The following is a 26,325-nucleotide window of genomic DNA, read 5'->3' on the forward strand; positions in this document are numbered from 1 at the left end:
TATATCAACATACCACTGTTGATATAATAATGTTCCAGGATCTGTAAAGGGCAAATTAACTAAAAGCAAAATAAAAGAACCAACTATCAAAAAGGGCATAGAAAAAGTAAAACCATCTCTTAAAGCAATTAAATATTTATTTGAACCAATTTTACTAGCAATAGGAACTAAAGTAGTTTCAATAAAATCTTGAAAATTCATAAAAACCATCCTCCAATAAAAACTAATTTAAAATTATATTAACAACCTATAACATCAATTAATAATATAATATAATTTAATTAATACCAATTATATCAAAATCTTTGTATTATTTATTTAAAATAAATAATATTATATATATAATATAATATGATATATATTAAACAATATTAATTATTAATTTATAAATAAAAGGAGTATATTTTATATATGAATAAAAAAATATATAGTGTAGAAGAATTAATAGATAAAATAAGCATGCCTGTTGTAGCTTACTCCGGTGAAGCTAAAAGCTTTCTAAGAGAAGCTTTGGAATACGCTAAAAACAAAGACTATGAAAAAGCAGATCTTACTATACAAGAAAGTAGAAACTCTATTGCAAAAGCTCATGAGACACATAGAAAAATAGTACAACAATCAGCAACTAATCCAAACTCTGTTAAAACACCTTTTATTTTAATTCATGCTGAAGATCATTTAATGTCTGCAATTTCAGAATTAAGCATTTTTGAAGAATTAATCAATGTATACAAAATAATAAATGAACTAAAAAAATAGGAAAGAATATGAACATATTACTTGTATGTGGAGCTGGAATGTCCACAAGCATGCTGGTGCAAAGAATTGAAAAATATGCCAAAGCAAACAACATAAATGCAAAAATTGAAGCTATTGCTGAAACACGACTTGGTGAAGTTATTGACCGCTTCGATGTCGTTTTACTTGCACCACAGTCAAGATTCAATAAAAACAGACTTGAAGAAATCACAAAACCGAAAGGAATTCCAATTGAAATAATTAACACGATCGATTATGGAACAATGAATGGGGGAAAAGTATTGCAACTCGCAATTAATGCACTTAAGAATAAAAGTTCTTTTTGAAGAAGGTTAAAATGAAAGAAATTGGAATATCCATATACCCCAATGTAAGCCCTAAAAATAAAATTATCGAATATCTTGAGAAAAGTGCTCATTTTGGATTTACTCAAGTATTTACCTCTTTGCTCTATATTAACGGAAATGAATTTGATATGTTCAAAGAATTACTCAACATTGCAAACAAGAACGGAATGAAACCTATTATTGATATAAGCCCCAAAATCTTCAAAGAATTGGAAATCGATCTTTCAAATCTTAGAAATTGTCCAAAACTAGATTATTTTAAAAAACTTGGTGCTTGGGCAATTAGATTAGACAACACATTTACGGGTATTGAAGAGTCATTGATGACTTTTAACGATTCTGACCTTAAGATTCAGCTTAACATAAGTAATATAAATAAACATATTGACACAATAATGTATTTTAAACCTAATATACAAAATTTGCTTGGATGTCACAATTTTTATCCCCACAAATATACAGGACTTTCAAGAACCTTCTTTAAAGAAACAACAAAAATATTTAAACATTATTCAATTCCAACAGCTGCATTTATTAGCTCTAGCAATGCGGAAGAATGTGCACGAGGAAAAGAAAAAGAAGGTGTTCCTACACTAGAATCACACAGATTTAAAGATATAGAAATCCAGGCAAAAGATCTTTTCAAAGAAGGCATAGACACTGTCCTAATTTCTAATTGTTTTCCAAGTGAAACGGAACTAAAAAAAGTTTCAAAAGTAAACAGAAATGTTTTAGAGCTCAAAGCAGAATTAAATCCAAAAGCAACTTCAGTGGAAAGAGAAATAATACTTGAAAATTTACATTTTAATAGAGGAGATATTAATTCTTATAGAATTCGATCAACTATGCCAAGAATGTACTACAATAATAAAAAATTCCCTGTTCATTCCCCAAATGAAATCAAAAAGGGAGACATCTTAATAGACTCTTCAGAATATTTAGGTTATGCAGGAGAACTTCAAATAGCACTAAAAGATACCCCAAACAATGGCCTTATAAACATAGTTGGTAAAATAGTCAATGACGAAATATATCTGCTTGAAAAAATAGAACCTTGGGAAAAATTCAAAATAATAGAAACCAAATAAATATCCTAATAAAGGTTTATTTATTGTAAAAATTTTTCAATTGATTTAAGGACATAATAATAAATAGTAATGTAAGATTCTTTTAAATCAAAATTTCCAGAACTGTCAAGAAAATATATAAATTCATTAGTAGCAGAGTTGAGATCCTCAATATAATTTTTAAGTTCAAAGTCCCAATTAATAGCTTTTATATCATCCAAATTAAAAACAATTTCTTTGTTAAAACTATTAATAACGTTAAATTCAGGTTCATTTGAATTTAAATTAGAAATTGTTAATTTAAATTTATGATCAAAAAGAATACAAAAATCATAGGTTAACAAACTTGCTTTTTTAGAACTTAAAGCCAATTTCATTATAATATTATTATTAAATTTATCTAAAATAAAAAAATAAGAATAAGAACTAATATCTTTAATAGAATTAAAATAATCCTTAGTATGAGTGCCTGTTTTAAATTTACCATTTCCCAACGATTCATATAAACCAATCTCAATTTTCATTGCTTCATCTAAAGATTTAATAAAAACTGAAGATGCACTAATATTGCATGAAAATAAAAAAAAGAATAAAGGTAAAAAGAAAATTATTTTTTTTTTCATTTAAGATTTACTCATAAAATATACTAATATTAATTAAAAACTTACATAAAAAGTATAACAAATTCTTTAATAATTAAAATCAAAAAGAATATAATTATTGCACTAGAATTACATTTATATAGAATCACTTAAGGAATAAAAAATGAAATACCTTAAAAATATTTCCTTATTATTAATTTTAGGTTGCAAATCCATTTCAAATGGTAATTTTAATCTACATGATACAAGTCATAAATTAGGAAAACTAAAATTTCAAGAAGACTCAATAATAAGCAGAAATTATGATGATAAAATATCTATTGTGGGAATATATAACCCCTTAACAGAAAAAGAAAATTTTAAAGTCAATATTTATATAGGAAAAAAAGGACTACAAATAAATCCTGAAAGTATTTTGATAAATGAAGAAAAAATTAATTACTTAGAATATAAAGCAGTACTTAAAGTAAAATCCAGCTTTAATAAAAGCATTATTAGTATTTCACTAACTAATTCAAGAGATCTATTAACCCACATTTATGATAAAAGCATAGGAAAATACATTAACATCGACTTTCAGGACAATTGGAATGTATCGCATAGCACAAAATTCAACAAGAAGCATATTTTAGAATATTTAACAGATTTTGATAAAGAAACTAAAATATCTAAAAGCATATTGCAAAAACGTATTGATAATAGAAAAATTGAAATTGAAAAAACAGAGCTTAAAACAGAATATAATGATATAGAGGATTATTATATCTATAGCATGCAAATTCCAAAATTATTTGAAAAATCGAATACCCCCTTAGAAACTTACGAAGCATTTATTATAGCAAATTATTACCCCTACGAAAATTTAAATATTCTGTTTTTAAATTTAAGCTTATACTCTGATCAATTACGCTTTCTAAATTCTATTTATGATGAAAATGATAGAAAATTAAAAATTGAGCCTCCCATGAGAACTTTAAAGGATTCAAAAACAATAAAAGAAACATTAAATATAGTATTAAGTCCACAAAAGATAATCGAGCTGACAAAAAACATTGAAAAGGATATTAGTTTAAAATTAAAATCTTACGGAGAAAAAGGTGAATTTATATTTGAAATATACAAACCACTTCTTCTAAAATTCTTAAAAGAAGTGGATCATTGTATAAAGAATTTACAATCAAGCAGACATAAATTTTAACTTATTGAATCTTTCCTGCTTGATTGTAAATTCAACAATAAAACTTTACTTTTCTTAATAAGTGTATTATTATTAATTGCAATGCTTAATGCAATAAAAGATCAAACGATAGGAGCTTAAAATGTATCAATTAACAACTAATAAGACGCCTTTTAATAAAGTAGTAGACAGAAGATTGAAAATATTTTGGGTCATTCAAAAACTAAGCGCTAACTACTTTATATCAAGAAAAAAATACTCTCTAAGCAATGTTGTAGTAATGACAAATTCTATATTGGAGAAAAAAGGTTTTAAAAAGGTTACTAAAAGAACAATACAAAACGATATAAAAATTTTTGAAAATTTGGGATTAATTAAAAGTCATTTCAATCCACTTGGAAAAAACAATGGTAGCTTTACTTACTACACAATAAATAAAGCCCTTGAGAAATTAGCAAAAAAAATTATTAGTACCGAATATTTTATGAATAAAAGAATTAAACATGAGAAATCAAAAAACAAGGAACTAGAAAAAATCAAAATAATAGAAGAATCTCAAAAATACAAAATTTCATATCAAATAAATTCACATCTATTAAGTAACAATATAAGTAAAAATTACAAGAATTCTGAATATTTCTGTAAAAAACAAAACATAAAAAAAACCATAAACTTCCTAGAAAAAGAAATTAAAAAAAAATCAAAAGAAATAAATTTAGAAGAAATAAAAAAAATCACAGAAAACGCAACAAGCTACAAAAATTCATTATGGAATTTAAAAGATTTTCTGGAAGAATTATGTCAATATGAAGAAACAAAAGTAATAAAATTCTTCAAAAAGAATTTGAAAAGAAAGAAAAAAAAAATATGGTTTATGGCAAAAAACTTTAAATATACAGATTTTAATGACTTGATAATAGAATTTAAAAATAAAAACAAAATAAAAAAAAAAGAAAAATTTGAATACGAAAACCAAATTCACAAATCAAATAATATAAAAAATGCCATTTTATTAATGAGAAATCTCATAAAAAATCAAAAAATAAAGTATAAAAAAACCAATGAAAAATAAAGAACCTAAAAAAAAATTTTTTAATAAAATCGAAAGATTAGAAAACAAAATTATTTATCATACTAAAATCTTTAGTATGATAAATAATTTTGAAGCAAAGCCCAAAAAAGGAAAATTTTGGCTATGTTTCAGAAACATCTTCAACAATAAAAAATACGAAAGCTTTCATTTATTTTCAATAAAAGAAAATGACAAATTCTTAGGAATTTTTTATGGCTTTATAAACCTTTCAAAACCATTCATAATAAATTACTCAGAAAAAGGAGAAAAAAAAACTATAAGATTAAAAAAAATATTTTATATGGAATTCAAATTTAAAAAAGGAAGTGTTTTTTGTTACTTAAGAAGTCTATATATACTAACCAAAAATAAAAATAAAAATAAAACTTTTTATAAATCTCTTTTAGAAAGAACTTTAAAAATTGAAGAAGAAATACATAATTTTTATAGTAAAAAATATGAAAGCAATAAAGGAATATTAAATTGGATGAAAAAAAACCAAAAATAATAACCATAGCATCAATAAAAGGAGGAGTAGGAAAAAGTACAACAGCATTAATGTTTACAAACATACTTTCCAAAAAAAATAATAATAACAAAATATTATTGATAGATTTAGATCCACAAGCAAGTAGCACAAGTTTTTATATTAATATTATAAGAAAAAATAATCTTAGCTTAAAAGACATTAATATTTACAAAGTTCTCAAAAAGGAAATAGATATAGAAAATTCGATAATTAAAATAAATAGCAATACAGATTTCATAGCAAGTCATATAAACCTAAGCAAGTTTAATGAAGAAAATATCTCATTAAAGGAAAATTTGCTAAAAATTTTTTTAAGTTTTATTCAAAATAGATATAACTACATTATAATGGATACAGCACCTACATTAGGAAGTTTGCTCAATAATAGCTTGATAATCACAGATCACTTAATTATACCTTTACCAACAGATCAATGGGCAATTGAAAGTTTAGATTTAATAACCAGTAGACTTCACGACCTTTTTAGAAAGGACTTGCCAACATTTTACTTGATAACCAAATTTATTGAAAGACAAAATATTGATAAAGAACTTAAAAAGTTTATTGAATGTGAATATAAAGATAGATTCTTAGGAAGTATACCCAAAAGGGATAATTTACGTAAAGCTATTTTTTATAGAGAAGACTTTAATCCCAATGAAGATTATTATAAAGCTTACGAAAGTGTACTTGAAAATTTTTTAAGTATACTTTCAAATTAGTTCCATATGGAACTAGCAGTTCCATATGGAACTAATTTGAAAGTATACAATGGAGTAAAAATAACAAATGAAATTAAATAAAAAAATAGAAATTGTTAAAAGGGTTGAACTCAATGAAAATGAAATAAAAAAAACCAGAGAATCCAGATATCTAAAATTAAAAGAAAAACTACAAATTTTGATAAAAGAGGAATCTTATAATAAAATCGAAACGGCCCGAATTTTAAAAGAAATTAATGATAATAAATATTACGTTATTGACAAATATAAAAGCTTTGGTCATTTCATAAAAGATTATAATATTGCAAAAACTACTGTTTATAGATATATAAAACTAGCAATAGGAATTGACAGTGGTAAAATCAATTATGAACTAATTTTACAAAAAGGAATATATTACGCTATACAAATTTTAGAAAATAATAGTATTATAGCCAATCCAAAGAGTATGTTAAATAAATCCTTTAGAATAAAAATTGAAGACGAAAAAAGCTTTGATTTTTATAAATCAAATACAAACTTTGTAAGTTTCTTGTTAAAAGAGTTATATTATGACAATCAAAAATTACTTAAAAATATTAAAAATAAATATGACAATTTAAGAAATAAAAAATAATATTCTAAATTTATAAAATAGAGCTACACATAAAAAATGTTTCAAAAACACTTTACAAAAAAATAAAATACTATATAATAATCTATATAGATTGAGATGCAATGTCTCGCTCTTGTTGTTTGATTAGAATAATAAGTTGGCTACCTTGCGGTAGCCTTTGTCATTTTCACAAATTATTAATATAGAACTTATATATCTTTTATATAAACTTTATTTTTTAAAAAATACTTGTTCTAAATAGGAAATAGAAAATCAATAAAGATCATAAAAATCAATTTTTATATTCTTTGTTTTCAATTGATTCAATCATTACTAAGAAATCCAAAATTTTATATTTTTTCAAGCTTAAATCTTCTAATCCAATCTTAATTTTAATTTCATCGTTTTTATAGGAAGCATCTTCTTCTTTTACCATCCTTTCTAATAAAGACTTGGACAAAACAAATGAGGAATAATTAATCCAATTTCCATAAAAATGGTTATTATCTCTTTTGTGACTTATTTTTCCTTCAATTCTAGTTCCATCTGGTAGCAATAAAGGCGTCTGCTCTGCTATACTATGGTTCCTAAACTTTGTATATAAAACTATTTTAGTTATTCCCGTTTTATAATTAAAAATCCCTTTAAGTTCTGCATTTTTGTTTAAACTTTGGTATATTCTAAATGTTTTTCCAAATTGATCATGCTCAACGTTTAAGGAAGTGCAAGATATTAATAAAAAAAATAACAACAATTTTAAAAATTTTAATTGATCTCGATATAATTCCATATTCCTCTCCTTTGGTAAAAAAATTATAGATTAATGAACATAATAATATATTTTTTATTAGATCATTGCAAACAATTTTAATAAATTAATCATTATTTTTTAACATAATTTTTTTGAAAAAATAGATTCATAAAGTTTGTTTTCCAAACTATTTAATGTTTTTTCACCAATATTGTGAGTATTTTTAAAATACTCACAAAGCTAGTTTTAATAAATAAAAGGTTGGTTTTAATTTTTGAGTCCTTGTTTTTAAGGCTTTTTGGTTAAGATTTTTGTTTAGTATTGCAGTATATTGCTTTTATAGCAACAAAATTGCTATAAAAAACTTTTATTTCCATAAGGGAATTATTAAATATAAAAATATAAAATTTAAAAACTATTTTTCTATAATTTAATAATGATTATAATCATTAAAACAATTGGAGTATACCCAGATAAAGATTGAAAATTGAAATGTAGTATATTTTCTTTTTAATAAGGAATAAAATATAAATGTTTTTTTGAGAATAGGCAAATGCTTTTAATAATGTTAATGTGAAATCACATTTCATATATAATAAAATATAGGCAAAATTTGAATTTATAAAAACTTGTAAGGATGCTGATATGAAAATATTGATAAAAAAATTAAAAGCTTTGTTATTTCTCAATGTAATCTTATTTATTTCTTGTGTTAATGAAAATGATGGAAGCAAATTGGTGTTTAAACTAAATATTGGAAGTGAACCTGCTACTTTAGATGCTCAATTGATAAACGATACGGTTGGATCAAATATTGCAAGTCAAATGTTTCTCGGCATTTTAGATGGAGATCCCAGAACTGGGGGATACAGGCCAGGACTTGCTGAAAGTTGGGATATTTCTGATGAAGGAGTAGTTTATACGTTTCATTTAAGAGACAATCTTGTTTGGAGCGATGGAGTTGCTATTACTGCTGAGGGAATAAGAAAATCTTATCTTAGAGTTTTAGACAAAGAAACCGGTTCATCTCTTGTTAACATGATTAAGTCTACTATAAAAAATGCAGAAGAATACTTTGATGGTAAAGTGAATGAGTCTGATCTTGGAATTAAAGCTCTTGATGAGAAAACTTTAGAAATAACGCTAAAATCCCCAAAGCCATACTTTCTTGATATGTTAGTACATCAAACATTTATTCCTGTACCGGTGCACGTTATTGAAAAGTATGGACAGAATTGGACAAATCCTGAAAATATGGTTGTTAGTGGTCCTTTCAAATTAAAATCTAGAGTTTTGAATGAAAAGGTTGTTCTTGAAAAGAACAATAAATATTATAAATCTGAAGATGTTGCTCTTGACAACATTGTATTTTTTGTCACAGATAATAGCATTACAGCTTATAACATGTATTTAAATGGTGAATTAGATGCAATTTTTAATAATGTTCCACCAGATTTAATTAAAGATCTTAAACTTAGAGATGATTATTACTCATCAGGTACTAATGTAACTTATTTTTATTCTTTAAATACCAAAGTAAAACCACTTGACAATGTTGAAGTTAGAAAGGCTCTATCTTTTGCTATTGATAGAAAAACTTTAACAGAGAGCGTTCTTAATGATGGTTCTATTCCTACAAGAAGAGCAACGCCAAATTATATTGATTACTCTTACGAAAGTAATTTAAGCTTATTTGATGCTAAAATGGCTAATGAGCTTTTGATGAGCGCAGGATATCCTAATGGTAAAAATTTCCCTTTATTGAAAGTAAAGTATAATATAAATGATATACAAAGAAAAATTGCTGAATTTATTCAAAATCAGTGGAAGAAAAATTTAAATATTAATGTCCAGCTTGAAAATGAAGAATGGTCAACATATATAAATAGCAGGGTAAATGGTAATTATGAAATAATAAGGGCGGGATGGTCAGGAGATTATGCTGATCCCATGACATTCTTAAACATTTTTAAAACCGAAAATACAGCTTTTTCATCCTATGGATATTCAAATTCTGAATACGATGAACTTTTAATAAAATCAGATCATGAAAGAAATATTTTTGAAAGACAGGAAATTTTAAAAAAAGCAGAGGCGATAATAATCGAAAGAGATTTTCCAGCTATATTTATTAATATAGCTTCTTCTAGTTATCTTTTTAGGAATGATAAGTGGAAAGGTTGGGAACCAAATGTTTCGGAGAGATTTGATTTATCTGAAATAAAGCCAGTTCAATAATTTATTGTTTATAGCTAGATCTTTTGAGTTAGCTATAAACAAAAATAAGAAATGAATTCTTAAAATAAAAATTCATTTCTTATTGATTTTATTATTTTAGAGTTATTATTTTTCAATAGGGTAAATGCTGAGTGTATTAATGCTAGAAAAAATATTGCAAAAATAGATGATATTGTTCTGTTTTTCATTATTCCTCTCTTATCAATGTTGTTATTCCTTCAAAAGGAGGATGCAATATTTTAATCTTTAAAAGATGGTAGTTATTTAATTTGATTAATATTTTTACGTTCTTATGGTATGTCAAAAACATCGTGAGGACGGGATTCTTTTAATGAGGAATGACTTATTTTTACAAACTTAGAATTTATTTTTAAATCAGATATTGTGATTGCTCCTAAATAACCCATTCCAGACATTAATCCGCCTTTTAGTTGCGTCAAAATATCTTTTAGTTTTCCAGAATACGGCACCATACCTTCAATTCCTTCAGGGACTAATTTTTTAGGCTCGCTGTTTTCAAGTTGAAAATATCTTGATTTAGAACCTCTTTTCATGGCAGAAATAGAGCCCATTCCAACGTAAGATTTAAATTTTTTTCCATTATAAATTATTTCTTCTGAAGGAGATTCTTTTGTGCCTGCAAAAAGATTACCTATCATTACGCTATCAGCTCCTGCTGCAATAGCTTTAACCACGTCTCCTGAAAACCTAATTCCGCCATCTGATATAATGCAAATATTTGTGTTTTTGCAAACTTCATAAACATCGCAGATTGCTGTTATTTGGGGAACACCAACCCCTGCAACTATTCTTGTTGTGCATATACTACCCGGACCTATTCCTACTTTTAAACAGTCTGCTCCTGCGTTGATTAAATCTAATGCGGCTTCTTTAGTTACTATGTTGCCAGCAATAAGATCTAAGTTTGGATATTTGTTTTTAATTGTTCTGACAAGGTCTATTATTCTTGTAGAATGTCCGTGGGCAGAGTCTATGACAAGTAGATCTACATGTGCTTTTACAAGCTCTTCAACTCGTTCTGCAGTATCAATATCAATGGAAACAGCAGCTCCTACCCTTAGTCTATTATTTAAATCTTTACATGCATTAGGAAAATCTTCTTTATGTTCTGCATTTTTGTATATCTCGGGTTCTTTTAAATGTTGTTTGGTTAGAAGTATTTTGCTTGCTTGTTCCTTTGTATCCTTATTGGTGTTAATAGTTTTTTGGACTTTATATGTTTTTACTTTTTCTATTTCTTTTTTTTGATCCTCTATTGACATATTTTTATGTATAATTCCTATTCCTCCTTCTTTAGCAATAGCTATTGCCATTTGACTTTCTGTAACAGTATCCATAGCTGCGCTTAAAAATGGTATATTTAAGGTTATGTTTTTTGTCAATTGTGTTTTTAATCTAACTTCACTAGGTAATACAGAGGATTTTCTTGGAATTAGAGACACATCATCAAAAGTTAAAGCTTCTTTTATTATCTTGTTTGTCATAAAGTTTCCTTTTTGTTGTTTTTATTATTCCCATTCTATGGTTGATGGAGGTTTAGAAGATATATCGTAACAAACTCTATTTATACCCCTAACTTCATTAATTATTCTTGAAGAAACTTTTTTTAAAAAATTATAAGGAAGTTCAGTCCATTCCGCAGTCATGAAGTCTTGAGTATTTACACATCTAATGACAGCTGTATATTCGTATGTCCTTTGATCCCCCATTACACCTACAGATTTGACAGGCAGTAATACAACAAATGCTTGTCTTATTTCATAATATAAATTATTTATAAAAAGCTCTTCTGTGAGAATATTATCTGCTTCTTGCAAGATATTGATCTTCTTTTGTGTTATTTCTCCGATTATTCTTATGGCAAGTCCTGGACCTGGAAATGGGTGTCTATAAAGAGCTTCTTTTTTAATTCCTAGATTTATTCCGATTTGAATTATTTCATCTTTAAAAAATTCATTCAAGGGTTCTAAAAGTTTTAAACGCATTTTATCTGGAAGTCCACCTACGTTGTGGTGAGATTTAATTTTTGAAGAATCATTATTTTTTGATTTAGATTCAATTACATCAGAATAAATTGTTCCTTGAGCTAAATATTCTATGTTTTGATCTTCTAGAGTAATTTTTTCAAAAACATTTACAAATTCTTTTCCTATTATTTTTCTTTTTTCTTCAGGATCACTTATACTTTTTAAATGGTTCAGGAATTTTGCAGAAGCGTCAATGTATTTTATATTTAGATCATATTGATGCTTTAATTCTAGTATTTTTTTATCTTCATTTTTACGCAGTAATCCAGTGTTTACAAAAACACAGATTAAATTTTCCTTTATTGCCTTTTTTATAAGTAACGCGCAAACTAAAGAATCTGTGCCACCAGAAAGCCCCAAAATAACTTTTTTATTACCCACTTTAAGCTTAATTTTTTCTACAATGGTTTCTATATTGCTTTCTAATGACCAATTAGTTTGAGCTTGACAAATTTTAAAAACAAAATTTTTAAGTATTTGATCACCAAATTCAGAATGAGTTACTTCTGGGTGAAATTGTAGGCCATAAATTTTTTGAGTTTCATTCGATATGGAAGCAATACAATTTTTTGTAAAAGCTAATTGTTTGAAATTGTTGGGAATTTTTTCAATACTATCTCCATGGCTCATAATAATCTGAAATTTGTTTGGAAGTTCTGAAAATAAAAGAGATTTTTCATCTTTTAGAAAGATTTCAGAGCTTCCGTATTCTTGTTTGCGGTCTTTAGATACTATACCCCCAAATAATTTAACAATTATTTGCATTCCATAACATATGCCTAAAACAGGTATTTTTAAATTAAAAATTTCCATGTTCAAGGTGGGGGCTTCTTTTAAATAAACAGAGGCAGGACTCCCACTTAGTATTATTCCCGCAATGTTCATATTTTTAATTTCTTTTAAAGGGGTACAGTAAGGCATTACTTTTGTATAAACGCCAATTTCTCTAATTCTTCTTGCAATTAGCTGACTATATTGAGATCCAAAATCTAATATTAGTATTGCACGAGTATTCATCATACAAGTCCTTAAAAATAAGTAAAGGTTTTCTTATTAAATTAAAGCACATTTAATTTAATAATAGCATATTTAGCTTTGCTTTTGTCAATTTTGAAATCAAATTAAGACTATTTGTTCGTCATATTTTAAATAATTTTTCAAGTTTTTCAAGTTAATTTATTGAAAAATTATTTAAAATATGACTCTTGAAAAATTATTTTTTTTATATAAAAAATTGAAAAGAAAAATTGTTGGACTAATAATTCATAAAAAGGAGGCACAAATTAATGAAAAAGAATACATTAAGTGCAATATTAATGACTTTATTTTTATTTATATCTTGTAATAATTCAGGGAAAGATGGTTCTACTATCAATTCTGTTGATGAGTCTGTAAAAGGGCCTAATCTTACAGAAATAAGTAAAAAAATTACAGATTCTAATGCATTTGTACTAGCCGTTAAAGAAATTGAGGCTTTACTTTCATCTATAGATGAACTTGCTACTAAAGCTATTGGTAAAAAAATACAAAATAGCGATGATTTAGCTGTCGAAGCGAATAAGAATGGATCATTGTTAGCAGGAGCTTATGCAATATCAAGCCTAATAACACAAAAATTGAGTGTATTGAAAAATTCAGCAGAATTAAATAAAAAAATTGAAGATGCTAAGAAATGTTCTGAAGCTTTTACTAAAAAACTAAAAGATAGTCACGCAGACCTTGGTAAAAATGATGCTACTGATGATGCTGCAAAAAAAGCTATTTTAAAAACAAATGGGGCTAAAGATAAGGGTGCTGAAGAACTTGAAAAGTTATTTAAATCAGTAGAAAGCTTGTCAAAATCAGCTCAAGAAGCACTAACCAATTCGGTTAAAGAGCTTACAAGCCCTGTTGAGGCAGAAACTCCAAAAAAACCTTAATTAAACAATATATAAGATTTTTTTGTTTTAAAAAAGTAACTGGAAAAATAAAGTCAATATAGAGTCAAGAATTTTTCTTGGCTTTTATTTTTTTATATTTTTTAAAAATTTCTTAAATCCATTTTAAATGGGGATTAAATGATTTTAAAGATAATGAGTAGTTTCTTTGGTTTTATGTTTTTATAAAGTTATTCAATAGGCGAAATGCTTTGATGCCAAAAACCTTTTTTTATAATTTAGTTTGTTGAAATTGCAAATTTTAAATTTTTTTTATAAATAGCGAATCAGTTAATAACCGTAAATAAATTTACTAATAAAAATTAGGCACAGTATCACCATTATTGGTGAGATTTTATTTTTTTTATTTTCCAATAAATTAAGTATTATGTTTATTAAAACATAAAATATTATTCCAATGCTTATTCCCGAAGAGATATTGTATGTTAAGGGAATTAAAAAAAGTATTAAAAAACTGGAAATATTTTCTCTTATATTGGAGAAATTAATTTTTATTATTTCTCTGCACATTGAAAATCCTACATATATCAGTGCCGCAGCAGTTGCACTAGCAGGAACAGCAATAAACAATGGTGAAAGAAATATTGCAATAAAGAACATTATTCCCGTTACTATTGTTGTAAGTCCCGTTTTGCCACCTTCTTCTATTCCTGTGCAACTTTCAATGTATGCTGTTACAGTTGAAACTCCCATTATTGCTCCAACAGTAGTAGCAATGGCATCAATTAAAAATATTTTACCAACATTAGGAATTTTTCCGTTTTTATCCAACATGTTACCTTTTGCTGCTACTGCTATTAGGGTGCCTAAAGTATCGAATAAATCATTGAACAGCAATACTAACACAATTGTAATAAAGCTCCAAAAATGTTTGCTTGATATGTAGGAAAAATCCAACTGATTAAATATTGGTTTAATAGATTCGAATCTTAAAATTCCGTCTGGAAAACGGATTCCAGCAGTAACTGCGCCTTCTGGATTAAAGATCGCATATGTCCAGGCTATGGCAGTGACTGAGCAAATTGCCCAAAGTATACTTCCTCGCACATTCATATGTTCAAAAATTACAATAAAAAATAATCCTAAAAATGTAAATAAAACTTTCAAGTCAATGAATGATCCTATCCCAACCAATGTGGCATCATTTTTAATTATAATTCCTCCATTAACAAAGCCGATAAAAGCAATAAAAAGCCCTATTCCAACTGTGATAGAGTATTTTAAATTTACTGGTATGGAATTTGCAATACTTTCTCTAGCTCTTGATAGTGAAAGTACAATAAAAATCAGCCCTTCAGTAAAAACAGCAGCCAATGCAACTTGCCAAGGAATATTCATTCCAATTACTACAGAAAATGCAAAAAATGCATTAAGACCCATGCCCGGTGCTAGTGCAATAGGGGTATTAGTATAAAGCCCCATTAATATACTAGAAAATGCTGATGTTAAGCAAGTTGCAGTAACTAATGCACCAATTGGCATGCCTGTGCTAGATAATATTGCCGGATTAACAGCTATTATGTATGCCATACTTAAAAAAGTGGTAATACCCGCAATAATTTCTTTTTTATAGTCTATAGTGTTGTTTTTAAATTGAAATAACAATGTTTCTTTGGATTGATTCATCATAAATTGCTCCTCAAATTTTATTTTATACCAAAAATAACACCAACTCCATTTATTAAATTTGATCTGCTAGTGAAATGTGGTGATAAATTAAATTTTATAAAAACATCAATAGCCATAAATAAATTTAATAATAAAAATTAAGCACAATATTAGCATTATAGGAGAAATTTTAATCTTTTCTTTGCTAAAAAGATTAAATGATAAATTTACTAAAATGTAAAATACTGCTCCAACAAAAAATCCTGAAGAAATGCTATAAGTTAGAGGAATTAAAAAAAATATTAAAAAGCTAGAAATATTTTCTCTAATATTAGAAAAATCAATTTTTATTATTTCTCTACACATTGAAAATCCTACATATATTAGTGCAGCAGCAGTTGCACTAGCAGGAACGGCAATAAACAGGGGAGCAAAAAAAACTGCAAATAAAAATAATACTCCGGTTACAACTGAAGTAAGGCCCGTTTTGCCGCCCTCAGCAATTCCTGTAAAACTTTCAATATAAGTAGTAACAGTAGAAACTCCCATTATTGCTCCAACAGTAGTAGCAATACCATCGACTAATAATATTTTTTTTGCATTAGGAATTTTTCCGTTTTTATCCAACATGCCACCTTTTGTTGTAACGCTTATTAAAATACCTACAGTGTCAAACAAATCATTGATCAAGAAAATAAAAACTATTGATATAAAAGTCCAAAAATGATCACTAAAAACATAGGAAAAATCTAATTGATTAAATATTGGGCTAATAGATTCAAATTTTAGAATCCCATTAGGAAGATGTATTCCAATAGATTTTGCACCTTCTAAATCAAATATTGCATATGTCCAAGCTGTAAGAGTAACTATACTAATTGCCCAAAGTATACTTCCTCGCACATTCATATGTTCAAAAATTACAATAAAAAATAATCCTAAAAATGTAAATAGAACTTTTAAGTTAATAAATGATCCTATTCCAACCAATGTGGTATCATTTTTAATGATGATGCCACCATTTACAAAACCAATGAAAGCAATAAAAAGTCCTATTCCAACTGAAATGGAGTATTTTAGATTTATTGGAATAGAATTTATAATTTGCTCTCTTACCCTTAAAAAGGATAGAAGAATAAAAATTAGTCCCTCAACAAAAACAGCAGTTAATGCAACTTGCCAAGGAATATTCATTCCAATTACTACAGAAAATGCAAAAAATGCATTTAAACTCATTCCGGAAGCTAATGCTAGAGGTGTATTAGTATAAAGTCCCATTAATATGGTAGAGAATGCTGCGGTAAGGCAGGTTGCAGTGACTAGCGCACCAATTGGCATGCCTGTGTTAGATAATATTGCTGGATTAACAGCTATAATATATGACATACTTAAAAAAGTAGTAATGCCTGCGAAAATTTCCTTTTTATAATTAATATTACTGTTTTTAAACTGGAAAAATAAATCTTTTACACATTCTACCATAAAACCTTCCTTTTTTATTGTTTAAAATATTTTAAACAATAAAAATCAACCTTTTTAACCCTTTAATTCTTTTTTAAAGATCTATTTAATATCATTAATCATATTGTTCTGAAGAAGAATATTTTCACTATCGGATAAGTTCGAAAATACAATAGTTTTAATAACCCTTTCAGAACTATTTGTAATAACAAATTTTCTAGCTTTAATAAGTTTTAAATAAGCTTTTAAAGAAATATCTTTTCCAACGCTAAAAAAGGTTTGAAGATATTTATAATCAATTAGCTTATAACGATTAACTAGAAATAATGCAATTATATCATTTCCAACTTTTAAAAATAAAGGTTCTTTGTACCTTAAATTCCACTTATTAGAAATAGTAAAATAATGTCTTAAAGAAATTTTATTATTTTCTTTAATTAATTTGATATATTTGGAATCTTTTTTTAATTCAGGAATGCCTTCAAAAGATATTGTAGAACAAGACAATATTAAAAACATTGGATTAAAAAATAATAAATATTTTTTAAAAATTTGCAAAACAGACAATAATATGTAAATTTTTTTATAAAATTTTATTTTTAAATGCATATTCTAAAGTATTTTTAGTATTCTTGAAATTAACATCAATAAATCTTGGATCATATTGCAGAGTATCCTTAGTCCAAACTTGAAAAGAATCATCGTTAAATAAAAATACTAGCTTTTTGTAAGGAGTTAAAGCTTTTGACATAAGAGTGAAATTGTCTTTATCAAGATTAACGTATAAAAACTTAAAATTTCCAATGCTAACTACTTTAGAAATGGCAATACTTCCAATATATTTATTGTCTTGAATTAATTTCAAATATCCGTTAGTAAAATTTACATTTGAGTCTAGCATAACATTTAAAAAAACAGTAAATTTATTGCTAGATTTATCTTTTTTTATATAGATTTGACTATCTGGATAAAAATAAAGAAAATAATCTGCTCTTTCAATTTTTTCAAAATTCTTTTCTAAATCCTCGGCAATATTTAAAATCTTGCAAGAAAAACAAATAAAAACCATTAAAATCAAAGAAAAACTATATTTCATAATTAACTTATATTATACAATACAGAAAGGAGAGTATTTATATTGAATGAATAAAAACAGCTTCAGCTCTTATATTGAAAATTCCAAAGTCTATTCGGATTATATAATATCAAAACATAAAATATTACTTATTCCTGTTCCTATAATAAAAATTGCTATGGAAGAAGATCTTAAAATTTTTGAAATAAGTTTTCAAGATAAACATAAAGATTTTTCAGGATATATTAAATTAAATGAAAAATCTTTATATATAAATGAAAACATGAGTCTTGAAAATAAAAGATTTACAATAGCAAAGTACTTAGGACATTATTTGATGCATCAAGATCAAATTAAAAATCTATCTAAAAATGATCATTATTATAATGACATTCAAGATAACCAAATGGTAACAGAAGCCAATATATTTGCAACAAATATTTTAGTTCCAACAACCACATTGAAATTAAAATTATCTCAATATAAATTTAGAGAGTGCTCTCAAAAAACAATTGCAAAAGAATTTCAAGTAACCGAAAATACAATTTATTTAAAATTAAGCATACTTAATGATCTTAGCAAAATAGACAAAATAAAAAAGAATAAAAAATTTTTAAAAATTAAAAACACAAAACAAAAAATAGAAGCTAGCATTTACATACATAATACAGATAAAATTAAAGAATCAATAGCTCTTGATTTGGAAAAATATGAACTTGGAAAAAAAGAACAACTTAAAAGAATATTTGAAGATCTAGAGTAATTTTTTTTTAAATTGAAAACTTTTTGAGTATATATTCCATTTTTACATTAGCTAAAACTAAGTAATCTTTACTCTTAATAAGGGAATCTAAATGATTTTTTGCAATTACAATCCAATATTTATTATTCATAAATTTCTTAGCAGTTGGAAAATTTATTTTCAATGAAAAATTTTCCATAATTTTTTGTTTTTCAAGATAAGATAAAACTTCTGCCTTAAAAGATGCCCCTTGAGTCAAGCTATAAGCAATAAGTATTCTATATAATTTTCTATTATAAATAAAAAGGTCTTTAATAAAATTAATATTACTATTAAAATTAGATTCGGCAACATAAATATAATTACTATTTTGAATATCATTCAAACTTTCAAAGTCAGATGAACGATATAAATGTTCATAATCTTTTATTTTAAAATTTGAAATCTTTAAATCAGGATAATACATCAAAGATGTTAAGACAGTTAAATCTATTTTATCTTTTTCTGGTATTTCAACCAAAGAAATCGTTGAACAACTATAAAACAATAAAAAATAAACAGGAATTAAAAACTTCTTCATTTAGGCTTTAATTGTATGCTTTTAGTAAAATAAAGTAAAGTAAATAAAAAACATAGAAATATTTTGATATAATTTAAAAATAAACTTTAAAAGGATATAAAATGAGCTATTATGTGCTAAGCAAAATATTTCTATATTCTGGGTACCTTGTTATTGGATTTCTATCTTTTACAATTTTCAATAAAAACTTACGAAATAAAATCAGAGATAAATTAAAAAATTTATACTTTCTATATTATGTAACTTTTTTTGCTCTTTTTATTATCAGCTCAAATTTATCTTATTACTTTACTGAAAAGCAATTATTGGAAAATTTCAATATTTTTGAAAAAGAATTTATTGAAATACATAAGATAAACGAACAATTTTTTAAAAAGTACCTACTAAATTTTCCAGTACCAATAAGAATGGAGTTGATGTCAAAATTTGATCCAATATATACGGTGTTTAATGCTAGTTTTGAGGAATACGCTAAAAACATCGGTAAAAGTTCTTATGAAATTCAAACAAATTATAAAAATTATGCAAAAGCAACAAATTCAGAAATTAAGAAAAAATTAGAACAAATAAAAGAAAATATTACTCCTATTTATAATAAATATAAATTACCTATTCTAAACGGAGAAAATACAGAAATAAGTATCGATGAGAATGGGAATATTATTCCTGTTGCAAAAGATACAAACGGACAAATAACAGAATTACTGTTTTACGATCAAAATTACAATTTAATTCCCTTTAGAGAATTCGAAAGCTACAAAGTCAGATTTAATCTGATCCCAGAAAATAAAAATATACACTTCAAAGAACTAATAAACGTTTACTATCTTGATGAAAGCAATATCATCACCCCCATAGAATATTATAAAAATAATATAGAAGCTAGCCCTTATTACATAGACTTGCAAGAGAATAAAGATAATTTTCTTAAGACAATAAAAATCAAAAAAGAATATGGTTTGTATATTGAGAAAAAAAAGCAACTACAAAATTTAATTAAAAACGATAAACTCGATGAGTTTCAAGAATTTTTAGCAAAAAATAATAATATTTTTTCATTAAACACAATATTTTCTAACGGCAATCCAATATTTACCTATGCAATAAATGTAAAAGCAAAAAATATTATAAATTATTTCATAACAAAAGAATTTAATATTAATTTAACAAATCAAAATTCTCAAACAGCTCTTCATAATGCCATAATTCAAAAATATGAATTGAAATTTATTCAATCGCTTATCAAAAAAGGCGCTAATCCAAATATCAGAGATAGCGATAACAAATTACCTATAGATTACTCTGATAAAACTAGCGAAATCTATAAATATTTAATCGAAATTTAACTTTGTCATGCTAATTACTAATTAAATTAGCATGACAACAACATTTTAAACCGAATTAATCCAATTTATTAAGCCATAAATTTAATTTGAAATAATTGCTAGCAAATGGCATGAAATTAAATTGAAAATAATCTTTAACACTTTTTATAAATACAAAATTTTATTAAACAGCAATTTAATATATTGTTATTTATTCAATGCTAATATTTACAAGATTGAAAAATCTTGTTAAGATATTAAGCGTATTATTCAAATTAATTGTTTTAATTAATTAACTTATACATAATAAAAAGGGGAAAATTATGTCGACATCATCCGCATCTATATCTATATTTACAATATTACAAAAAATAGGAAAAGCTTTTATGCTTCCTATAGCACTTTTACCAGCAGCCGGAATTTTATTGGGAATCGGAGGAGCATTTACTAACGAAACAATGATTCAAGCTTATGGATTAGAAGAAGTACTTGGAAAAGGAACTGTAGCGAACTCAATACTTTATCTTATGAAATATACAGGAGAAGTAATTTTTGCTAACCTTCCTTTAATGTTTGCAGCAGCAATTCCAATTGGACTTGCTAAAGTAGAAAAAGGAACAGCAGCTTTAGCAGGAGTAGTTGGCTTTTTGGTTATGCATCAAACTATAAATGGAATCTTGTACATACAAGGAATAACACCAGAAAGCGCAAGCTTAAAAGCACTATTGGAATTAGGAATGCCTGAAACGGCTGCAACTGCAAAAAGTCAGGAATATACAAATGTACTTGGAATATTCTCTCTTCAAATGAGCGTAATGGGGGGATTAGTAGCGGGATTTGTTGCTGTCTTTCTTCATAACAGATTTCATAATATTCAATTACCTACATTTTTAGCATTTTTTGGAGGTACAAGATTTGTGCCAATCATAACCACAATAACAATGTTTGCAGTAGGAATACTTTTAACATTTGTTTGGCCTTTTATCCAAAGTGCAATGACTTCATTTGGAAAAATTGTGGAACAATCGGGACTTTTTGGAACATTTGCATATGGAGCAATAAAAAGATCTTTAATTCCGTTTGGACTTCACCATATATTTTATTTACCATTTTGGCAAACAGCTGTTGGCGGAACATTGGAAATAAATGGAGAACTCATATCAGGAGCACAAAATATATTCTTCAAGCAACTTGCAGATCCCAATACTACACACTTTGAAGTTGCAAAAGGAACAAGGTTTTTCAGCGGAGAATTTGTTGTTATGATTTTTGGATTACCTGGAGCTGCACTTGCTATGTACCATACATCAAAGCCTGAAAACAGAAAAAACGTAGCTTCATTGCTACTATCTGCCAGCTTTACATCAATGTTGACAGGAATTACAGAGCCTCTTGAATTTGCATTCCTTTTTGCAGCACCAGCGCTTTATTACTTTATATATGTTCCCCTTTTTGGATTGGCGTATCTTTTAACACATCTTTTAAACGTAGGAGTTGGACTAACATTTTCTGGAGGATTTATAGATATGTTTCTATTTGGGATACTTCAGGGAAATAGCAAAACAAATTGGATAGCAATTCCCATCTTGGGAATCTTCTACTTTATTGGATTTTACTTTATATTTAAATTTGCAATCATGAAATTCAATTTTAAAACAATGGGAAGAGAAGATGAAGAAATGGAAAAAGATAAAATAAATTTGGAAAAAACAAATTTATCAGAAACTGCTTCAAAGGTATTAGAAGGTCTTGGGGGAAAAGATAATATTACATATCTTGATGCATGTGCATCAAGACTAAGAATCAATCTAAAACAAATAGAATTCATTAAATCAGATGCATATTTTAAAAATCTGGGTGCTAGTGGAATATTAAGAAAAGGAAATAGTCTTCAAATTGTATTTGGGGGATTATCTGATAATATAAAAATGGAAATCGATAAGCTTATGTGATATTTTAAAAAATATAAAAACAGCTCTTCCAATAGAAAAATTTTGAAATTTTTCTATTGGATAGATTCTATGCAAAGAAGGTGATAATGTATAAACAGCAATATTTTATTTCTGGCAAAATCCAAGGTATTGGTTTCAGATTTTTCACAGAGCAAATAGCAAATAATATAGGGTTAAAAGGATTTGTAAAAAATCTAAACGATGGGAGGGTAGAAATTGTAGCTTTCTTTAACACTAAAGAACAAATAAAAAAATTTGAAAAACTATTAAAAAATGGGAATGGGTATTCAAATATTGAAAATATTGAAAAAAAACCTTTAGATGAAAACTATCCTTTTCAATTTAATAACTTTAAAATTTATTATTAGAACGTACTTCTCGTTTGACAAGTGCCTTAACTTTTTTAGTCCTTAATTTAACATTGCTCACATTAGAATTGTTATTCTTAGAATAAGAAGCAGCAGATCTAAAAAAATGCTCAACTTTAAATTTCAAAAATTCTAAAGATTTCCTGTTTCTACAAAAGATATTCAAATTGCCATCAGAAAATTTAATATCAAGCCCACAATTACAAGATGTTTTTAAAAATTTACATGAAATAAAACTGCCATTTGAACCATGCCTATTAAAAAGAATAAAATATTTTTTACCTCTTTTGGAATCTTTAAAATAAATTTTAAGCCAATCTCCTGCTGGCTTAACTGAAGCCAGTTTATCATAAAGATAAGAAATATAAATCGTTCTATTGTCATTAGATTTTGAAATTTTTTTAAAGAAATAACGAAGACCTATTTTCATATCAATTATATGATATCTTATTAATAAAATATTTCCTAATATTTTAAAAATGTATTAACAATAACTAAAATTCAAATAAGCAAAAACTATAATTTATAATTAAAAATTATAGATAAGTATTCTGTAAGTTTTATGTAGTTATAATTGTATCCGTATGTAGCTTTAAAAGCTTTACGAATTTTAACATTTAATCCTCTAACCATTGCTAAAGTTTCTAAATTATCCTTCAACATCAAATTTTTAATTACAATCAAAGTTTTAATATAATTATCATCAAAAATACGATGTTCTTTTATCAAACTTTCTAAACGATCCATTGTAAGAATAGAATAGGTGGCTTTACGTCTAACATATGTATAAATTCTTTGATTAAGCAATTTTAATAAGTTGCTATCTGCCTTATCATCTAAATTATCTAAAACATACCGATTATAATGAAAGGCCGTTGTTATATCATTTGGCTCGTGTCCTAAAACCTTTGTTATCCAATAATTCATTTCCATGTTTTTGGGCGCAAATGCAAGATAAGAAAATTTACAATAAATAGCTCTGCAAAAATATACAGATTCTTCGGGAGCAAAAATGTTGTTAAAAATTTGACGAAACAATCTATTATAACTGTATGCAAGATTTGAAGAGATTAACTCTTTAGTCAGATTCTCGGTTTGCTCCATATAGCGTATTTCTTTTATAGAATTAATAATTAATTCGGGATCTGCAAAAACTGGAAAAACAACTTCATTAATAATATTATTTTCTCGCTTTTTTGCAATAACCTCCATACGAATATGATTTTTATCTGCAATATAAAATTGAGAAAGCTTCATTACTTCAACAGGACGACGACCTATTGCCATTAAAACCCCATAAAATTTCAACCTAATGTCTCGGCTTTGATTTAGCAAAAGCTTAATTATTTCAATATAGGTATTTAAATTAATTTTAACAAATATCTGTTCTTTTCTATAATTATTAATTTTTTCAATTTTATATTTATGAGCATAATCATTTAACCATTTTGGAGTTACAAACAAATCTATAAAATATTGAAAATAGGGCTTCTCATTATTAATTTGATTTAAAAATATTAACTCTTCTATTTTTTTCTGGTCTTTAATTCCTATATTTTTTAATTCTTTTATTTTTTTTGATTTCCAAAAAAATAAAAAAGTATTGTCTCTTTTAATCTTTTCAATTACCGAAAGATTAATATATTCTTTAATTATTTTACGGGTTTTCGAAAGATTTAATATTATTGAACGATTAGTAAATTTATCTTTTCTAAAAAGAATAGCTTTGTGATTCTCTGCAAGAATTTTTATTTTTTCTTTCAATTTTAAATACGAAAGCTCATTACTGAGATATCTATTATATAGAATTTCTAATTCTTTTCTAAATATTTCAAAATCATTTTTTATCTTCACTTTTGGAGGCATGTTAATTTAATTATACCAAGTTTAAAATTTTTAACTAAGTAAAAAATTACTGACTTTCTAAAAACATACCTATTTATTCAGTTAAATTATGCAATATTGTAATTTACTGAATAAACATCATCAAAGATGATGTTTATTCATACTAGGCAATCTTTTTGTTGGTTTAAAATACAAATCAACAAAAAGAAGATTTTAAATAAATTTTTTATTGCCTAAAAAAGAGCTATCTGCAAATAGCTCTCTGGTATTTTCATCACAAATTTTGCAATAACAATTCAAAAAATTTACTATTCTTTTTCCTGTAAAAGCAAAACCTTATCATATGCCTTTATAAAGGGTAAATACATAAATACCGAAATAATCAATAATAATAAAACCAAAACAAAAGCTTTAATATCAAGCCCTGTAGAAAAAAAAGCCGCAATAGGGGAAGGGGTTGTCCATGGAACCAGAGTTCTGACTTTTTCAATAATTCCAAAATTAGTAAGAGTATATGCGACAATTATATTAAATATAGGAATAAGTAAAAAAGGAATACCTAATATAGGATTTAAAACTATTGGTGCCCCAAACATAATAGGTTCATTGATATTAAAAAGACCAGGAGCAAACGAAAGTCTACCCATGGCCTTTAGATGCTGAGATTTACTAAACATCATAGCAATAACAAGGCCTAAAGTTGCGCCACTACCACCAATATACACAAACGAATCAAGAAATCCCCCCGCTAAAATATGAGGAAGTGGAAGATTGTCAGAAAGAGCTCTAATATTAGAATCAAGATTTGTCAGAATTATAGGATTAAGCAAGGCAATAATAACATTGGTACCATGAAGACCACAAAACCACAACATATGAACAATGAAAGAAATCGTTAAAGTCCCAACTAAAGTATCGCTAATTCGCAGAACGGGCCTAAACATGTTCATAATTATTTCGGGGAAAAGGCTTCCTACAGAACTTTGAATAGCAATATTAACACTTTGAGCTACAATTGAAAGTACAATAACAGGAACTAAAGCTTCAAAAGATTTTAAAACAGCAGGCGGAACAGACTCTGGAAGTTTAATTGCCATATTTCTTTGAACTAAAAATTTATAAACTTCAACAGAAAAAATAGCAGAGATAATAGCTGTAAATACTCCTTGAGCACTAAAATATCTTGCATCAATTACAGGAAACCACGCATTAGGCTGAATTCCCCATTTAGCAGCATCCCCCCCGTAAGGTATCCAATCTGATTGACCAGCTAAAATTAAAAATGTATAAAGAGACAGGAATCCCCCCGTAATCCCACTAAGTTTGTAATGATTAGATAAGTTATAACCAATACCAAAAACAACAAATATGGACATAATACCCATACTTACATAAAATGGCTGAACAAGATTTCCTTTATATTTGGCCATTATATCAACATACCACTGTTGATATAATAATGTTCCAGGATCTGTAAAGGGCAAATTAACTAAAAGCAAAATAAAAGAACCAACTATCAAAAAGG

General features: G+C 26.3%; 26 protein-coding genes and 1 pseudogene. 14 read left to right on the top strand and 13 right to left on the bottom strand.

Annotation, left to right across the window (positions count from 1 at the left end; genetic code table 11):
* Window positions 1–201 (bottom strand): annotated as a pseudogene (locus BLO14_RS04870) (PTS chitobiose transporter subunit IIC); the annotation flags it as partial.
* Window positions 202–411: 210 nt separating this feature from the next.
* Here BLO14_RS04870 and BLO14_RS04875 point away from each other — a divergent pair.
* From BLO14_RS04875 to BLO14_RS04885, 3 genes are read left to right on the top strand one after another with little or no spacing between them, the layout of a single operon-like run.
* Window positions 412–759 carry a PTS lactose/cellobiose transporter subunit IIA gene (locus BLO14_RS04875; RefSeq protein WP_091973556.1) on the top strand — a complete coding sequence of 116 codons (348 nt, stop codon included), beginning with the start codon at window positions 412–414 and terminating at the stop codon, window positions 757–759.
* A gap of 8 nt (window positions 760–767) precedes the next feature.
* Window positions 768–1,085, top strand: coding sequence for a PTS sugar transporter subunit IIB (locus BLO14_RS04880; RefSeq protein WP_091973559.1), 318 nt, complete (start codon window positions 768–770; stop codon window positions 1,083–1,085).
* Window positions 1,086–1,096: 11 nt separating this feature from the next.
* On the top strand, window positions 1,097–2,194 hold the full coding sequence (locus BLO14_RS04885) for a DUF871 domain-containing protein (RefSeq protein WP_091973562.1): 1,098 nt from the start codon (window positions 1,097–1,099) through the stop codon (window positions 2,192–2,194).
* A gap of 20 nt (window positions 2,195–2,214) precedes the next feature.
* Here the strand turns inward: BLO14_RS04885 and BLO14_RS04890 are convergent, their stop codons facing one another.
* Window positions 2,215–2,796 carry a hypothetical protein gene (locus BLO14_RS04890; protein ID WP_091973565.1) on the bottom strand — a complete coding sequence of 194 codons (582 nt, stop codon included), beginning with the start codon at window positions 2,794–2,796 and terminating at the stop codon, window positions 2,215–2,217.
* Window positions 2,797–2,938: 142 nt separating this feature from the next.
* Here BLO14_RS04890 and BLO14_RS04895 point away from each other — a divergent pair, with 142 nt between their 5' ends.
* From BLO14_RS04895 to BLO14_RS04915, 5 genes are all read left to right on the top strand, one after another.
* Window positions 2,939–3,973 (top strand): hypothetical protein, encoded by a 1,035-nt coding sequence (locus BLO14_RS04895; protein ID WP_091973568.1) that lies wholly within the window; start codon window positions 2,939–2,941, stop codon window positions 3,971–3,973.
* Between the two features lie 121 nt (window positions 3,974–4,094).
* Entirely contained in the window at window positions 4,095–5,024 is a 930-nt protein-coding gene (locus BLO14_RS04900) for a plasmid maintenance protein (protein ID WP_091973571.1), read from the top strand.
* Window positions 5,014–5,532: a DUF226 domain-containing protein gene (locus BLO14_RS04905; RefSeq protein WP_091973574.1), complete on the top strand. Its 519-nt coding sequence runs from the start codon at window positions 5,014–5,016 to the stop codon at window positions 5,530–5,532. The genes BLO14_RS04900 and BLO14_RS04905 overlap by 11 nt, the downstream gene beginning before the upstream one ends.
* Entirely contained in the window at window positions 5,508–6,275 is a 768-nt protein-coding gene (locus BLO14_RS04910; protein WP_091973577.1) for a ParA family protein, read from the top strand. The genes BLO14_RS04905 and BLO14_RS04910 overlap by 25 nt, the downstream gene beginning before the upstream one ends.
* 67 nt (window positions 6,276–6,342) lie before the next feature.
* The gene (locus BLO14_RS04915) at window positions 6,343–6,891 is read left to right on the top strand and encodes a chromosome replication/partitioning protein (protein ID WP_091973580.1); all 549 of its coding nucleotides are present in this window, start codon (window positions 6,343–6,345) and stop codon (window positions 6,889–6,891) included.
* A 271-nt stretch (window positions 6,892–7,162) separates the two neighbouring features.
* On the opposite strand, the gene BLO14_RS04920 is transcribed toward BLO14_RS04915, so the two are convergent.
* Complete coding sequence (locus BLO14_RS04920) at window positions 7,163–7,660, bottom strand: oligopeptide permease-like protein (protein ID WP_091973582.1); 498 nt, start codon at window positions 7,658–7,660, stop codon at window positions 7,163–7,165.
* 606 nt (window positions 7,661–8,266) lie between these two features.
* Here BLO14_RS04920 and BLO14_RS04925 point away from each other — a divergent pair.
* Window positions 8,267–9,859, top strand: coding sequence for a peptide ABC transporter substrate-binding protein (locus BLO14_RS04925; protein ID WP_091973585.1), 1,593 nt, complete (start codon window positions 8,267–8,269; stop codon window positions 9,857–9,859).
* Window positions 9,860–10,149: 290 nt separating this feature from the next.
* On the opposite strand, the gene guaB is transcribed toward BLO14_RS04925, so the two are convergent.
* Window positions 10,150–11,364, bottom strand: coding sequence for an inosine-5'-monophosphate dehydrogenase (guaB, locus tag BLO14_RS04930; RefSeq protein ID WP_091973588.1), 1,215 nt, complete (start codon window positions 11,362–11,364; stop codon window positions 10,150–10,152).
* Window positions 11,365–11,388: 24 nt separating this feature from the next.
* Window positions 11,389–12,924 carry a glutamine-hydrolyzing GMP synthase gene (guaA, locus tag BLO14_RS04935; protein WP_091973591.1) on the bottom strand — a complete coding sequence of 512 codons (1,536 nt, stop codon included), beginning with the start codon at window positions 12,922–12,924 and terminating at the stop codon, window positions 11,389–11,391.
* 269 nt (window positions 12,925–13,193) lie between these two features.
* Between guaA and ospC the strand changes: the two genes are divergently transcribed.
* Window positions 13,194–13,826 (top strand): outer surface protein OspC, encoded by a 633-nt coding sequence (gene ospC, locus BLO14_RS04940; protein ID WP_091973593.1) that lies wholly within the window; start codon window positions 13,194–13,196, stop codon window positions 13,824–13,826.
* 288 nt (window positions 13,827–14,114) lie between these two features.
* Here ospC and BLO14_RS04945 read toward each other — a convergent pair whose 3' ends face one another.
* From BLO14_RS04945 to BLO14_RS04960, 4 genes are all read right to left on the bottom strand, one after another.
* On the bottom strand, window positions 14,115–15,470 hold the full coding sequence (locus BLO14_RS04945; protein ID WP_091973596.1) for an NCS2 family permease: 1,356 nt from the start codon (window positions 15,468–15,470) through the stop codon (window positions 14,115–14,117).
* A 108-nt stretch (window positions 15,471–15,578) separates the two neighbouring features.
* Complete coding sequence (locus tag BLO14_RS04950) at window positions 15,579–16,934, bottom strand: NCS2 family permease (protein WP_091973599.1); 1,356 nt, start codon at window positions 16,932–16,934, stop codon at window positions 15,579–15,581.
* Window positions 16,935–17,015: 81 nt separating this feature from the next.
* The gene (locus tag BLO14_RS04955; RefSeq protein ID WP_091973602.1) at window positions 17,016–17,522 is read right to left on the bottom strand and encodes a hypothetical protein; all 507 of its coding nucleotides are present in this window, start codon (window positions 17,520–17,522) and stop codon (window positions 17,016–17,018) included.
* Window positions 17,497–18,009, bottom strand: a complete 513-nt coding sequence (locus tag BLO14_RS04960; protein WP_200780519.1) for a hypothetical protein — start codon at window positions 18,007–18,009, stop codon at window positions 17,497–17,499. The genes BLO14_RS04955 and BLO14_RS04960 overlap by 26 nt, the downstream gene beginning before the upstream one ends.
* A gap of 46 nt (window positions 18,010–18,055) precedes the next feature.
* Between BLO14_RS04960 and BLO14_RS04965 the strand changes: the two genes are divergently transcribed.
* Window positions 18,056–18,751, top strand: a complete 696-nt coding sequence (locus BLO14_RS04965; protein ID WP_091973605.1) for an ImmA/IrrE family metallo-endopeptidase — start codon at window positions 18,056–18,058, stop codon at window positions 18,749–18,751.
* 7 nt (window positions 18,752–18,758) lie between these two features.
* Here the strand turns inward: BLO14_RS04965 and BLO14_RS04970 are convergent, their stop codons facing one another.
* Entirely contained in the window at window positions 18,759–19,310 is a 552-nt protein-coding gene (locus tag BLO14_RS04970; RefSeq protein WP_091973607.1) for a hypothetical protein, read from the bottom strand.
* A 101-nt stretch (window positions 19,311–19,411) separates the two neighbouring features.
* Here BLO14_RS04970 and BLO14_RS04975 point away from each other — a divergent pair, with 101 nt between their 5' ends.
* The 3 genes from BLO14_RS04975 (at window position 19,412) to BLO14_RS04985 (ending at window position 22,955) form a co-directional block, all read left to right on the top strand.
* The gene (locus BLO14_RS04975) at window positions 19,412–20,656 is read left to right on the top strand and encodes an ankyrin repeat domain-containing protein (protein WP_091973611.1); all 1,245 of its coding nucleotides are present in this window, start codon (window positions 19,412–19,414) and stop codon (window positions 20,654–20,656) included.
* 302 nt (window positions 20,657–20,958) lie between these two features.
* Window positions 20,959–22,587: a PTS transporter subunit EIIC gene (locus BLO14_RS04980; protein ID WP_091973613.1), complete on the top strand. Its 1,629-nt coding sequence runs from the start codon at window positions 20,959–20,961 to the stop codon at window positions 22,585–22,587.
* An 86-nt stretch (window positions 22,588–22,673) separates the two neighbouring features.
* Complete coding sequence (locus tag BLO14_RS04985) at window positions 22,674–22,955, top strand: acylphosphatase (protein ID WP_091973616.1); 282 nt, start codon at window positions 22,674–22,676, stop codon at window positions 22,953–22,955.
* Here BLO14_RS04985 and BLO14_RS04990 read toward each other — a convergent pair.
* The 3 genes from BLO14_RS04990 to celB form a co-directional block, all read right to left on the bottom strand.
* On the bottom strand, window positions 22,939–23,385 hold the full coding sequence (locus BLO14_RS04990) for a hypothetical protein (protein WP_091973619.1): 447 nt from the start codon (window positions 23,383–23,385) through the stop codon (window positions 22,939–22,941). The genes BLO14_RS04985 and BLO14_RS04990 overlap by 17 nt on opposite strands.
* An 86-nt stretch (window positions 23,386–23,471) precedes the next feature.
* The gene (resT, locus tag BLO14_RS04995; RefSeq protein ID WP_091973622.1) at window positions 23,472–24,821 is read right to left on the bottom strand and encodes a telomere resolvase ResT; all 1,350 of its coding nucleotides are present in this window, start codon (window positions 24,819–24,821) and stop codon (window positions 23,472–23,474) included.
* Window positions 24,822–25,108: 287 nt separating this feature from the next.
* Window positions 25,109–26,325: PTS cellobiose transporter subunit IIC (celB, locus tag BLO14_RS05000; RefSeq protein WP_091973628.1), on the bottom strand; the 1,217-nt coding region annotated here is incomplete at its 5' end.

The sequence above is a fragment of the Borreliella japonica genome, assembly GCF_900099615.1.
In the GTDB taxonomy this organism is placed as follows: domain Bacteria; phylum Spirochaetota; class Spirochaetia; order Borreliales; family Borreliaceae; genus Borreliella; species Borreliella japonica.